11 protein-coding genes are annotated in these 12,769 nt (G+C 60.0%); 5 read left to right on the top strand and 6 right to left on the bottom strand.

Translation table 11 applies throughout. The features are described 5' to 3' along the window. Positions 1 to 2: 2 nt before the first annotated feature. The 5 genes from DRB19_RS00280 (at position 3) to DRB19_RS00260 (ending at position 6,512) form a co-directional block, all read left to right on the top strand. Entirely contained in the window at positions 3 to 2,006 is a 2,004-nt protein-coding gene (locus DRB19_RS00280) for an alpha-glucosidase (protein ID WP_114184026.1), read from the top strand. A 3-nt stretch (positions 2,007 to 2,009) separates the two neighbouring features. After that, positions 2,010 to 2,777 carry a sulfite exporter TauE/SafE family protein gene (locus DRB19_RS00275; RefSeq protein WP_114184025.1) on the top strand — a complete coding sequence of 256 codons (768 nt, stop codon included), beginning with the start codon at positions 2,010 to 2,012 and terminating at the stop codon, positions 2,775 to 2,777. 194 nt (positions 2,778 to 2,971) lie between these two features. Continuing rightward, entirely contained in the window at positions 2,972 to 4,465 is a 1,494-nt protein-coding gene (gene glpK, locus DRB19_RS00270; RefSeq protein WP_114184024.1) for a glycerol kinase GlpK, read from the top strand. Between the two features lie 51 nt (positions 4,466 to 4,516). Continuing rightward, on the top strand, positions 4,517 to 6,055 hold the full coding sequence (gene glpD, locus DRB19_RS00265) for a glycerol-3-phosphate dehydrogenase (RefSeq protein ID WP_114184023.1): 1,539 nt from the start codon (positions 4,517 to 4,519) through the stop codon (positions 6,053 to 6,055). Positions 6,056 to 6,254: 199 nt separating this feature from the next. Next, positions 6,255 to 6,512 carry a hypothetical protein gene (locus DRB19_RS00260; RefSeq protein WP_147021711.1) on the top strand — a complete coding sequence of 86 codons (258 nt, stop codon included), beginning with the start codon at positions 6,255 to 6,257 and terminating at the stop codon, positions 6,510 to 6,512. Positions 6,513 to 6,736: 224 nt separating this feature from the next. Here the strand turns inward: DRB19_RS00260 and DRB19_RS00255 are convergent, their stop codons facing one another. From DRB19_RS00255 to DRB19_RS30935, 6 genes are all read right to left on the bottom strand, one after another. Further along, entirely contained in the window at positions 6,737 to 8,164 is a 1,428-nt protein-coding gene (locus DRB19_RS00255) for a phage/plasmid primase, P4 family (protein WP_114184021.1), read from the bottom strand. Then, positions 8,157 to 8,384, bottom strand: coding sequence for a hypothetical protein (locus DRB19_RS00250; RefSeq protein ID WP_114184020.1), 228 nt, complete (start codon positions 8,382 to 8,384; stop codon positions 8,157 to 8,159). Before DRB19_RS00250 ends, DRB19_RS00255 begins: the two co-directional genes overlap by 8 nt. Beyond that, positions 8,381 to 8,653, bottom strand: coding sequence for a hypothetical protein (locus DRB19_RS00245; RefSeq protein ID WP_114184019.1), 273 nt, complete (start codon positions 8,651 to 8,653; stop codon positions 8,381 to 8,383). Before DRB19_RS00245 ends, DRB19_RS00250 begins: the two co-directional genes overlap by 4 nt. Positions 8,654 to 8,808: 155 nt before the next feature. Beyond that, positions 8,809 to 9,015 carry a helix-turn-helix transcriptional regulator gene (locus DRB19_RS00240; protein WP_114184018.1) on the bottom strand — a complete coding sequence of 69 codons (207 nt, stop codon included), beginning with the start codon at positions 9,013 to 9,015 and terminating at the stop codon, positions 8,809 to 8,811. Between the two features lie 1,294 nt (positions 9,016 to 10,309). Then, entirely contained in the window at positions 10,310 to 11,542 is a 1,233-nt protein-coding gene (locus DRB19_RS00235) for a tyrosine-type recombinase/integrase (RefSeq protein ID WP_114184017.1), read from the bottom strand. A 643-nt stretch (positions 11,543 to 12,185) separates the two neighbouring features. Then, the gene (locus tag DRB19_RS30935) at positions 12,186 to 12,563 is read right to left on the bottom strand and encodes a sodium-independent anion transporter (protein WP_245439215.1); all 378 of its coding nucleotides are present in this window, start codon (positions 12,561 to 12,563) and stop codon (positions 12,186 to 12,188) included. Positions 12,564 to 12,769: the final 206 nt, after the last annotated feature.

Raw genomic sequence — 12,769 nt, 5'->3', positions numbered from 1 at the left:
CCATGAAGATTCAGACCACCTCCAACGGTTTCGACCTCGTTCTCGACGGCAGGCTGATCCTGTGCCACCGCAGCGATGCTCCCTGCCTCTTCGTCGGACAGGGCGATGCACGCATGGACATGTATCGCGGCAATTTCGACATCGAGGATTATGTCATCGAACGCACGCCGCTGGCGCATGCGGTCGTGTCCGGTTCCGAGATCGCCTTCTCCGCGGCACCGGGCCAATCGGCCCGCCTGACTCTGCAGGTGTCGGGCGAAGAGCAGAACGGCGTCATCACGTTCCGAACCGACGATGCCGCCATCAACCGGCTCTGGATCCGCGTCACGGGGGAGGAGGGGGAGCACGTCTGGGGCGGCGGCGAGCAGATGTCGTATTTCGACATGCGGGGCCGGCGCTTCCCCCTCTGGACCTCCGAGCCCGGCGTTGGCCGCGACAAGACCACGGAGATCACCTTCAAGGCGGATGTCGCCGGCAAGTCGGGCGGCGATTACTGGAACACCAACTATCCGCAGCCGACCTATCTTTCATCGCGGCGCTACGCGCTGCACGTGGAGACGACCGCTTATTCAGCCTTCGATTTCCGCCGCGACAGCTTTCATGAGATCGAGATCTGGGCCGTTCCGGAACGCATCGAACTCACCGTTCGGCCGACGTTCGTCGCGCTCGTAAAGGCCATGGCCGAGCGCTTCGGCCGCCAGCCGCCTCTGCCGGAATGGGTCTATGGCGGAGCGATCATCGGGCTCAAGGACGGTGCCAGTTCCTTTGAGCGGCTCGAGCGCATCATCGCGGCTGGCACGAAGGTCTCTGGCCTCTGGTGCGAGGATTGGGTGGGGCTGCGCCACACCTCTTTCGGCGCGCGTCTCTTCTGGGACTGGAAGGCGAATGACGATCGCTATCCGGCGCTACGCCAGCGCATTTCGGAGCTTGAGGATCGCGGCATCCGCTTTCTCGGTTATGTGAATCCCTACCTCGCGGTCGACGGCTCCCTGTTCCCGGAGGCGGAGGCTGCAGGCTATTTTGCGATGAATGGGAGCGGGGATACAGCTCTTGTCGATTTCGGCGAGTTTGATTGCGGTGTCGTCGACTTCACGAACCCGGAGGCCGCCGCCTGGTTCGCCGATCGGGTCATCGGTCAGAACATGATCGACTATGGGCTCTCCGGCTGGATGGCCGATTTCGGCGAGTATCTTCCCATCGATGTGAAGCTCGCCAACGGCATCGATGCCAAGGTCATGCATAATGCTTGGCCGACGCTCTGGGCCGAGGTGAATGCTCGCGCCGTCGAGAGCAGGGGAAAGACGGGCGAGAGCCTGTTCTTCATGCGCGCCGGGTTCACGGGCATCCAGAAGCACTGCCCTCTGCTCTGGGCGGGCGATCAGTCGGTCGACTTCACCCGCCACGATGGTCTCGTAACCGTCATCTCCGGCGCGCTCTCGTCGGGGCTCCTCGGGAATGCCTACCATCATTCGGATATCGGCGGTTATACCAGCCTCTTCGGCAATGTACGCACGATGGAGCTCATCATGCGCTGGGCCGAAATGGGAGCCTTCACGCCGGTCATGCGCACCCATGAGGGCAACCGCCCACGCGACAACCTGCAGATCGACCAGGACCCGCAGGTGCTGGCCCATTTCGCGCGGATGACGCAGATTTATGTGCATCTCGTGCCTTACCTGAAATTCCTTGTGGCGGACGCCTCCACGCAAGGGCTGCCGGTGCAGCGGCCGCTCTTCCTGCATTTCGAGGACGACACCCGCGCCTACACGATCCAGGACGCCTATCTCTATGGTCCTGACCTTCTCGTCGCGCCTGTCTGGCATGCAGGTACGACCGAGTGGACTACTTATCTTCCAATCGGGGCGGAGTGGGTCCATGTGTGGTCCGGAAGGACATTCGCCGGAGGGCAGGATGCCACGGTGCCCGCGCCCTTCGGCGAGCCGCCGGTGTTCTACCGAAGCGCGTCGGAATTCGCAGGACTATTTGCGGGTTTGAGGAACCTCTGAGCCATGTCGGTTGCGGAGCTCATCGGCTTTCTTGTGCTGACGGGCGCCGCCGCCTATGCGCAGACCCTGACCGGCTTTGCCTTCGGGCTCATCACCATGGGTGGCGTCGGGCTGACTGGGCTGCTGTCGCTGCCGGATGCCGCCATGATTGTGAGCGTGCTGACGCTGGTGAATGCTGCGCAGATGCTTCTGATAGGATGGCGCGATGTCGCGTGGCGGGAGTTTGGCTTCGTCATGGCCGCCAGCATCCCGCTGCTCTTCGTTGGGTACTGGCTGCTGGAATGGCTCGCCGGAACGCGTACTGATCTCCTGCGCTTGATCCTCGGCTTCGTCATTATAGTCTCAAGCCTGCAGCTGGCACGAAAGCCGGAGCCTCTAGCGAAGCAGTCGAATGATGGGTCGTTCCTCTTCTTCGGTGCGATTGCCGGATTGATGGGAGGAATGTTCTCAACGGCGGGTCCGCCGCTGGTCTACCATTTCTACCGCCAACCCATGCCACTGGTGACGGTGCGGGAAACCCTCGTCACCGTCTTCGCGCTCAATGCCGTGTTCCGCATCGGTCTCGTAGTGGTCTCCGGCGATCTTCCGGCTGGATCCACGCTTACGGGCCTTCTTGCCATTCCGGCCGTCATGGGGGCGACCTATGCTGCCCGCCGCTGGCCGCCTCCGGTGTCGTCGACCACGATGCGCCGCATGGTATTCATTCTTCTTTTCCTCTCAGGCGTCTCACTCGGGGCGCCTGCCTTCATGCACCTCTTCGGGGTCCTCTGATGACCATCCATGCGAAGTCTGTGGATGGCCGCGTTCTGGACCCGAAGGACCTGTCCCTGTTGGTAGGGCAGGGCGACGTGGCCGCGCGTGGACCAATGCGCCCGATAGTAAGACATCAAGAGCCTTCTCGAATTCAAATACACCTGCGTCGCTGGGCTGTAAGACCCTGATCTGGATCATGGAAGGAGGAGCACATGGCTGACTTCGTACTGGCTCTCGATCAGGGCACCACGTCTTCCCGTGCCATTGTCTTCAATGGCACCTACAGAATCCGCGGCCTTTCACAGCGCGAGTTCCCTCAGCACTATCCAAAGCCTGGCTGGGTCGAGCACGATCCCCGGGACCTCTGGCATACGATTGTGGAAACCATGAGATCCGCCCTGGCGGATGCCGGATTGTCCGCCTCGGACATTGCCGCCATCGGCATCACCAACCAGCGCGAGACTGTGGTTCTCTGGGATCGCCAGACAGGGCAAGCCATTCATAATGCCATTGTCTGGCAGGATCGGCGTACGGCGGATCTTTGTGCCGCGCTGAAGGCCGATGGATCCGAGACGTTGATCACGGATCGGACAGGCCTTCTCGCCGATCCATATTTCTCCGCCACGAAAATCGCCTGGATCCTGGACAATGCCGAAGGGGCTCGGGCCCGCGCTGAACATGGCGAGCTTGCCTTCGGCACGGTGGACACTTGGCTTCTCTGGCACCTTACTGGCGGTCGGCGGCACGTGACCGACGCGACCAATGCTTCGCGGACGATGCTGTGCAATATTGATACAGGCGAGTGGGACGAGGACATGCTGCGTCTGTTCCGAGTGCCACGGGCCATCCTGCCCGAGATCAGGGACTGCATTGAGGATTTCGGCACTACGGACCCGAGTCTGTTCGGCGTGGCGATCCCCATTCGGGGCGTGGCCGGCGACCAGCAGGCAGCTACCGTGGGTCAGGCCTGTTTCACACCGGGGATGATGAAGTCCACCTATGGCACCGGCTGCTTCGCCCTCCTCAATACGGGGCATGAACGAGTGCCCTCGAAGAACCGTCTGCTGAGCACCATCGCCTACCGCATCAATGGCCGGACAACCTATGCCCTCGAAGGCTCAATTTTCATCGCTGGTGCCGCAGTCCAATGGCTGCGGGATGGACTCGGCATTCTTCAGCGCGCGGACCAATCCGGATCGTTCGCGGCACAGGCCGATCCGCAGCAGGAGGTCTATCTCGTTCCCGCCTTCACCGGTCTTGGAGCGCCGTGGTGGCAACCCGATGCCCGCGGAGCGCTCTATGGCCTCACACGCAACACCGGCCCCAACGAACTTGCGCGGGCGGCGCTGGAATCCGTCTGCTTCCAGACGCGGGATCTTTTGGATGCCATGCGACAGGACTGGTCGGCTGCAGCCGATACGGTTCTGCGTGTGGATGGTGGCATGGTGGCGAGTGACTGGACGATGCAGCGGCTCGCCGACATCCTGAACAGCCCTGTGGACCGCCCCGTCATCCTTGAGACGACGGCCCTTGGCGCGGCTTGGCTCGCAGGATGCGGCGCTGGCGTCTGGCCGGACAGCGACGGGTTTGCCGGCAGTTGGCGAGCCGATCACCGGTTCGAGCCATCAATGGCAGACGATGAGCGCGGGCGCGCCCTTGGCGGCTGGCGCCTCGCGGTGCAGCGGACGATCTGGCAAGGGCATTGAATTCGGCGCCGGCCACGCAGGATGGCCGAGCCCCAATGGAAGAGGAGCGCTATGTCTCATTCAGACTTTGACATCGTGGTGATCGGCGGCGGCATAAACGGCTGCGGGATTGCCCGTGACGCGGTCGGGCGCGGCTACAGCGTTCTTCTCGCCGAAATGCAGGATCTGGCCAGTGGGACGTCGTCGGCCTCCACCAAGCTGATCCATGGCGGACTGCGTTATCTTGAGCATTATGAAATCCGCTTGGTCCGGGAATCGCTGATGGAGCGCGAGGTGCTCTGGAGGATGGCGCCTCACATCATCTGGCCGCTGCGCTTCGTTCTACCTCATCATCGCGGACTGAGGCCCGCTTGGCTCTTGCGCCTCGGTCTGTTCCTGTACGATCACATCGGCGGCCGGAAGCTGCTTCCGAAGACGCGCACCTTGGATCTTACGCGCGATCCCGCCGGGAAGCCCCTGCGCAGGGGATATGCCAAGGCGCTCGAATACTCCGATGCCTGGGTGCAGGATGCCCGGCTTGTCGCCCTCAATGCGCGCGATGCCGCAGACCAGGGCGCGGAGATCCTAACCCGCACGAAAGTAACGCGCCTCCAGCGCCGTGACGGTGGCTTCCTAGTCGAACTGACGGATCAGGAGACAGGACAGGTCCGTGAGGTGACGGCAAGGCTTGTCGTGAATGCCGCCGGGCCATGGGTCGATCAGGTGCTGCGCCAATCAGCCGGTGAAAACGACCGCCGCCATGTCCGGCTCGTCCAGGGCAGTCATATCGTAGTCCGAAAGCTGTTCGATCACGATCGATGCTATATCTTCCAGAACAAGGACAATCGCATCATCTTCGCCATTCCCTACGAGGACGACTTCACTCTGATCGGAACAACCGACCGGGACTTCAATGAGAGCCCCGACAGGGTGCAGATCTCGCGCGAGGAAATCGTCTATCTGTGCGAGGCAGCCTCCGAGTATTTCGAGCGGGGCGTCATGCCTGACGATGTGGTCTGGACCTATTCCGGTGTTCGTCCCCTTTATGATGACGGCGCCTCAAAGGCTCAGGAAGCAACCCGGGACTACGTTATCAAAGTCGATGGGACAGGCCAGGATGGCGCCATCGTCAACATCTTCGGCGGGAAGATCACCACTTACCGGCGCTTGGCCGAATCCGTCCTGGAGAAGATCGAACAGGCGCTCGGCGCCCATGGAGCCGCTTGGACGGCTGGTGCAACCCTGCCCGGCGGGGATTTCCCCGTTTCGGGCTTCGGAACCTTGGTGTCTCAACTCAAGCAAGGCGCGCCTGCTGTTCCTGATGTGACGATCCGCCGTCTCGCTCGCAATTATGGGACTCGAGCCCGGCAGATTCTGGGGCAGGAGGGGCAACTCGGCAGAGTCTTCGGAGCCGACCTCGGAGAAAACGAGGTCAACTACCTGATGGACCAGGAATGGGCACGGAATCCAGAGGATGTCCTCTGGCGCCGCTCAAAACTAGGGCTCAGGTTCTCGCCTGATGAGACGGCCGCCCTCACGGCCCATATGGAAGCGCGAGTAACTGCGCGTGACTGGGCAGACAAAAGCACGAGAACGAGCAACAGCGAATAGTTTTCAGTTCAAGACTTAGCTCGGCTCCGCATCAGAACGGGCTGCCTATCTGAGTACCAGTGATCTAAGATAATATGGACGCTGTGATGCTGGCGTCGAGGCCATCCCTCCATCAACATTCCAACCGAATTACTATCACTCCATGGGGGCTGGCCAATTCATCGGCGCCATTTCCCTAAATTTCTTGGAACCGAGGCGTTTGAGCTTCATCGATCTCCAAGGTCTGGAAATGGCACGAGGCGGAAGTTCACTGAACGTCAGTGATGCGGCGATAACCGGACGTTCCGGTAGTTTCGTCCAACCTCGTAGCGAAACCTCTCAGGCTCTAGGCGAGCTAAAACTTCTTGAGAAGGAGAGCTATGACCGAAATGCTGAGTATGCAGGCAAAATTTTTTCTCTGGATCCCCGACTTTTTACCCCCCGTGCGGTCTCTATCCCCCAGGCGAATGTGGATTAACTGAACCCGCCATCCCCTAGGCGGGTAGGTGATCGCCGAGGTGTTCAAGCGTGCTCAATCAGCGGGCGGATTGTTTCCTGTTGTCGACGACACGTGTTTCAGTCGATACACCAACGGTATTCTTGCCACTGGTGACGGGTGACGCATGATGACGTGTCACCTCATTGTTCCAGCACAGAGACGCGCAGAGAACTGGCGGAACGACAATAACGCGTCACCTGCCGTCACCCGTCACCGCTTATAGAAGATACCTTGAGCCTGATGCCGGACCATCCCCGCAACCGCTTGGTGCGATAGGGCTGCATCCCGTGGCGGATCATCGCAGGACCGAAGTTCTTCAGAGATCCGGGATGTTCCCCAGCAGCTTTCGCGTAGGCTGACCAGCTTGCGAAGAGGTCTGCGCTCCTCTCCCACTTATAGCTAGTGCCGGGATCGACGTCGCATTCATCATCGAGCCACTGGCGGAACAGATCCTGATCCTCGAAGTAGCTTTGCGTCGCAGCCGTGACACTTGCCGGACGCATTAGGCCGTTCCGCTCCCAGTCAAGGCAGCCCTCGATCATCCAGCGGAGAATGCCGGGCCATTCCGCCTTCAGCTTTTGCTCGAGATGACGATCCGGCTGGTCGGGCTTACGCGTGAACGGGACGATGTTGAAGCGGCGGCGTGCGGCCTCGTCCACATTGCGCAGCACGGGCTGATGGTTGCCCACGATGGTGAGTTTGAATGTCGTGGGGAAGGTGAAGAAGTCCCGCCGCATGAACCGCGCCGTAACCGGATCACCGCCGGTGAGTTGCTTGATACGGCTTTCGGCCCAGGCTCGGCCCTCCTCCGTCTCGCTCGCTGTCACAAGGCGCGCCCCACGCAGCATGGCCAAATCCGTCGGGTGCTTGTCCCCCTTGGAGGCCGTAAAGGTGTCCATCGCTGCGGTGGTAGCATAATCCTTCAGGATTCCTGTCAGCACGTTCAGGAACACTGACTTGCCGTTCCCACCAGGGCCGTAGATGAATACAAGCGCATGTTCCCGTGTGACTCCAGTCAGGGAGTATCCGGCCCACTGCTGGAGGAAGCGGATCAGGTCACTGTCTCTTCCTGTAGCATCGGCAAGAAACTTGAGCCAGAGCGGACAGTCGGCGGTCTCGTATGGGGCTACCGCTGTCAACTTTGTAATGCCCTCAGCCTGGTCGCCCTCGCGGAGGCTCCCCGTTCGAAGGTCGACCGTTCCTGCGGGGGTTCCAAGGAGGAGCGGGTCAGGATCCCACGCCTCCATGGTCACGGCGAACACGGGATCGACCCGCGCGAACCGCTCGACGCCAGAGGCGAAGGTGGTTTTCATCCCGGCCTGACGCACCTTGTCCTCCTGCCCACGGGAGAGCTCACGAGCAAGCAGCCGTGCTTCATGGAACGCCAAGCCAGTTCGGTTCCGGCGCCAGACGTTGCCGTCCCATTCGAACCAAGCGCCTGTGCTGTGGCAGAACCGGAGCAGACCCGCGAAGCGTTCCGCGAACCGCTGCGCCGCAAAGTCCTCGGTGAGGATGCCACCTTGAGCGGATGAGGCTGGTGATCGGCGGGACGTCCAGCTTTCTGACTCGTAGCCGCCGGCATCATGGGGCTCAGAGGTTGTCTGATGAGAAGTGCCCAACGCGTTACGCATCGTTGGCCTCCTTCATCCCCTTCAGATCCTTCAGGACAGTGACGGCAGTCCGTGTATAGGCCGCTAAACGCCTGACCGTGTATTCAAGCCCTGCGTCATCCCCGATTGCAGCGTAAGTTGTCCCGAGATCCGCTTGGATCTGGGCCAGTGCGAGCATTTCGGCGATAAACTCACGGTAAGCTAGAGGCGTGCCGTGGGAGATGTTCTCATTGTTCGTCATCGTGCTACCTCCCAACCGAACAGGTGGCCTTCATCGTTGAAACAAGCGACGAGACCCACGCTTGTCAGGCGCACAGCTTTGCGGCATTCTTCACGAAGAGGTTTAGCAATGGCCTCTCGAAGTCCCTCGTTGCCGCCGTTCCGGGGTCCAGCCGGAGCGGCGGTTTTCTTTTCAGCGAGGGGCGGGTAGTCCCCATTGGTGTATTCTGTGTCGGTATCGGGCAAGCCGATGTCGTTCGCGCCGGTGAGGCGCGCTACATTGCGTTTCATAGCTTGACTCTTGAGTTGCCGACGAACACGTCGGGCACGACATCCCCACTGTGTTCGGTCGTGCCTGTTATCCAGATCGTGCGTTGCTTACAGCCTAGACGTGGCCGGAAGATCAGGGACAGAGGCAGTATCCAGGGCCCGCCTCTGTGGCACTCTTATGCAGGCTTCTTCGAAGCGGCGGCGCGGGTCTGCTCCCAGTCCTCGATTTCGGCGAGGTCGTAGTACTTGCGGCCATTGATTGCGATCGCTCGTGGGAAGGCGAGCCTCGTGTCCTGCTCCCATCGCCACAGCGTCATGTCAGAGATGCCGCCGAAACGGGCACGAAGCTTACGGCGAACGATGTACTGCTTGCCGGAACTCATTCTGTTTACGCCCTTCTACTGAGATACGCACGAAGGGCTTCCGAGGCGGCTGGCGTCTGCATGTCCTTACTCATCTACTAAGCTCTCCGCGTTTTGATTCATGCACTAAGTACATCTAAACACCACCACGGGCGTGCACGGACCACAAGTCACTAACCCTTCTTTGGAGCAAGGTGCGAGTAAGGTGTTCGACGAACGAACGACTTATATCACTGAAGTCGTTGGTGCTTTCGTAATTGCAGTGGACGCTGCTACTGTGGACAAGCGGCAGGAAATGAGCCAAATTGTTACTGTAAAAATACTTGATAAACGTTCTTGACAGACCCGAAGAGCGCCTATGGGCGTGGCCAGGCCAGGCCAGGGCGTCCTATAGGCTGTCCTCCGGCCAATGGACCGCCTTTATTCGCCGGTTCACGTCCGGTTGGTGTTCCTAGGTGGTTTTGTCAACCCCGAGCTCAATTGGTCACCTACTTGTGTGGGATCCTCTATAGCTTTGTTGGATGCGTATTGACCTTTATAGCCGAGAGTTGCCCTCCATAGAGACGGTCACTTCACCGCTTCGGCTTTTGGCCGAGAGGTTTGATGGATATGTCTGCTGCCTCAGCCCGACGCTCCAGCCCGAAAAATTAACGGCCAAATTGCCGATATCTTCGTCTGAAGATCAGATTTCTGTGCTCATGGGCAGTTGATCGACAACGAAGATGTGTGACGTTCGCAAATCTACGGTGCTGAGATCAACAATGACGAGATCCAAGTTCTCAACATCATAGCATGGGCCTATGCTGTGGATGATGCAGCACATGAAGACCATCGCATGCGAGGGACTGCTAGTGCGCGAGCACTGGCAATACTCCATGCAGAGAGCACTACTCTGGAAGCTGGTGAGCTAGTGCACCGTGGCGAACACTTTGTAGGTGAGATTGCCCGTCTGCTTTCCTGTCTCTAACGCCTAGGTAATCGGATGAACGAGGCGGCATCACTGTCGGGAATGATCCATCGGCTTGTGAGGCAAACGGCTAGCTAGGTCATCCCGAATCCAGCCGGCTCCATCCCAATTATAGGCGCATCCCAATGATCCGCTCGGTCACGGTATGCGGCACGATGTTCGCCAAGTGAGCTTACACGATAGTATGCCTTACATTCTCCCCTAGCATATCGATTTATTCATCCATATAACGCTGAATGGGTTCAACGTCATTTGTCGTAGAGAGCGCTGTGAAGGTGTGCGACCTGTTGTGATCCCTCTGTTTGTTGTCAAAAACCATTGTGTGGTTTCGCGGCGATCAACTCGCGTTCACGTTACCCTCTCGGGTGCAGGGGATGTAACCGAGGTGAGATAGTTGGCCCATGCCTGCATGGCACTGCGGCGTTCATCCTCATAGGCGTGGACGTTGTAGACGCCACGCACGCCGGCGAAGCTCCCGGACACGTGATTGATGGCCCGCTCGGTGACTTCGGACGGGATGCGCAGCCGAGCGCATCCCGACACGAAGGTTCGCCGCAGATCGTGCAGCCGCCATGGCGGAATGGCCCTGCCGTTGTTTGCAGCCGCGATTAGCTGGTCGAGTCTTGATTTCGCTTTACTGATGCCGCTTGCAGGCGAAGAGCCCTTGGTGGTGAAAACGTAAGGCGATCCTTCAATGCGCGAGATGCTGCGCAGGATCTCCACGGCCAAGTCCGACAAGGGCACGATGTGCTCGGCTCCGTTCTTGGAACGAGCGGACCGTATGACCCAGGTGGCTGTGTCCAGATGGATCTCATCCCAAGTCGCCTCGAACACCTCACTACGGCGCTGTCCTGTGACTGCTAGCAACTGCACGGCAGGTCCAAAGGGAAGCCCGAGTTGCCCTGCGCAGCGCCAGACTAGACCAAGCTCATGGTCTGTGAGCTTCCTGTCGCGCTGGATGTCTCTTACCGAGACCGGATTCTCGGTGCCCTTAGCTGGATTGTCAGGCCGCAGATGGGTTGCGACTGCATAGGAGAACAGCTTGGAGCACCAAGCCCTGAAGCGGCTCGCTGCCACGGGCGAGCCGCGGGACACAATCGCCTCGATGACCTCGACCACATCAGCGCCAGTAATCTCCGCGATTGGTTTGCCACGCCAGTGGGGCAGGGCGTCCCGCTCCAGAACGCGCCGCATCTCGTCGGTGGAGCGACGCCCCCTCCGCTCCTGGGCGGAGATGAAGCGCTCCAGAACCTGCTCGAAGCGATGGCTGGCCGGAACCCGTTCCATCCCCTTGAGCTTGGCCACCGTTACCCGATCGCCTGCCGGGTCGCCGCCCTCCGAGACGATGCGCAGTGCCTCACTGGCGGCCTTGCGAGCATCCGCCAGTCCCATGCGAGGGTAGGGAGCAAGGGTCAGCTTGCGGGGCTTGCCGTCTGCTCTGTAACGGACGGCCCAGCTCTTCGCACCGCTTGGCTGCAGAACGATGTAGAGCCCGACCAGCGCCCCGTCGGGGATCTCCAGCCTCTTGGCCGGATTCGGCTTGAGGTTTTCGAGGATCTTTTGGTTGAGCGCGCGCGCCATTACTCACTCCAAGGCTTACTGGCCGACACACTCCTCATTGCGGGAAGGGTAACAGGGGTAACAGGCGGAGGGTGGTAGCAGATGAGATTGTATGTTAATAACGAGGCCGCACAAAAGGCAATAACTCATTACGTTGTATGATGTTAGCCTATGATTTCTGTTAGGTCGTGTTAGGCCATGTTGTATGATGTGCACTAACTCTTAATCAGCGGGTCGTAGGTTCGAGCCCTACATCACCCACCAACTTTTTCAACAACTTACCGACACGTCGATGCTAGGCGGCATCTGCTTAGCAACCGTATAGCTACCACAGGGTTCCGGCAGAGCTTGATACAGAGGATGTTTCCGTTCCAGACGCGTGGAATGCGGGGGAGGGGAGCATATCTTCACTGCTTCACTTGCAATCGTGCAACCGCTCCTCAGGCAGCCCCTCGCTGAACTTTCATCAGCGAAGATGACCACGCCCCGGATGCGATCGATGCCACTCCTTGATGGTGAGGAAGCTGCGAGAGGCGGCGCATCGGACCCGGACAGTGATCTTACCCTTGCAAAGGTAGCCCCTGGTGATAGCGCTAGCCGAACTCTCGCGTGCGCCATCTATCGTGTGTCATCAGGAACTTGCGCTCGATCTCGAAAGGCATGATCAAGGCCCTTCATGTCGTTCCGTGATATCGCGACACGGCCGCGTCGATCGTGGGAAAAACCGCGTCTCCCCAAAGCGGTTGAACAGCCCAAACCGTTTAAGTTTGTCCTTCACCGGATCCTTGACCTCGGCGAACCGGAGTTCGACGCCTTTCGCCAGCAAGGCCTCATCAAGCTCGGTCAGGGCATCGGCCGCCGTCACGTCAACGCTCGTGACCGGCGCGGCCGCGACGACCACGCACTGCACCGGCGTCGGCGACTCCGCCACGGCGGCGAGAACGCGCTCGCGAAACAGCTCTGCGTTGGCGAAGAACAGGGGCGCATCCCAGCGGAACAGGACAAGTCCGGGAATCCGACGGGCCTCTGGATAGCGTGTCACGTCATGGTAGCCCTCGACGCCGGCCGGACGTCCCAGGATAGCGGAGTAGGGACGCCAGCCGTCCCATAGGAACTCGATTACCGCGATCACGATCGCCAGGCCGATCCCCGGAATGGCGCCGAATACGGCCACGCCGGCGAAGCAGGCGACCGACAGCCAGAACTCCCAGCGCTGGATACGGTAGATCCGCCGCAGGCCGGCCACCT

Source organism: Microvirga aerophila, from assembly GCF_003332305.1.
Lineage (GTDB): Bacteria > Pseudomonadota > Alphaproteobacteria > Rhizobiales > Beijerinckiaceae > Microvirga > Microvirga aerophila.
Note: the sequence above shows the minus strand (reverse complement) of the source record. Positions and strands in the feature narration are given on the sequence as shown.

Bases quoted from the DNA above. Each gene is read 5' to 3' on its own strand.
- DRB19_RS00280 (WP_114184026.1), top strand. From the start codon at position 3: ATGAAGATTCAGACCACCTCCAACGGTTTCGACCTCGTTCTCGACGGC.
- DRB19_RS00275 (WP_114184025.1), top strand. From the start codon at position 2,010: ATGTCGGTTGCGGAGCTCATCGGCTTTCTTGTGCTGACGGGCGCCGCC.
- glpK (WP_114184024.1), top strand. From the start codon at position 2,972: ATGGCTGACTTCGTACTGGCTCTCGATCAGGGCACCACGTCTTCCCGT.
- glpD (WP_114184023.1), top strand. From the start codon at position 4,517: ATGTCTCATTCAGACTTTGACATCGTGGTGATCGGCGGCGGCATAAAC.
- DRB19_RS00255 (WP_114184021.1), bottom strand. From the start codon at position 8,164: ATGCGTAACGCGTTGGGCACTTCTCATCAGACAACCTCTGAGCCCCAT.
- DRB19_RS00250 (WP_114184020.1), bottom strand. From the start codon at position 8,384: ATGACGAACAATGAGAACATCTCCCACGGCACGCCTCTAGCTTACCGT.
- DRB19_RS00245 (WP_114184019.1), bottom strand. From the start codon at position 8,653: ATGAAACGCAATGTAGCGCGCCTCACCGGCGCGAACGACATCGGCTTG.
- DRB19_RS00240 (WP_114184018.1), bottom strand. From the start codon at position 9,015: ATGAGTTCCGGCAAGCAGTACATCGTTCGCCGTAAGCTTCGTGCCCGT.
- DRB19_RS00235 (WP_114184017.1), bottom strand. From the start codon at position 11,542: ATGGCGCGCGCGCTCAACCAAAAGATCCTCGAAAACCTCAAGCCGAAT.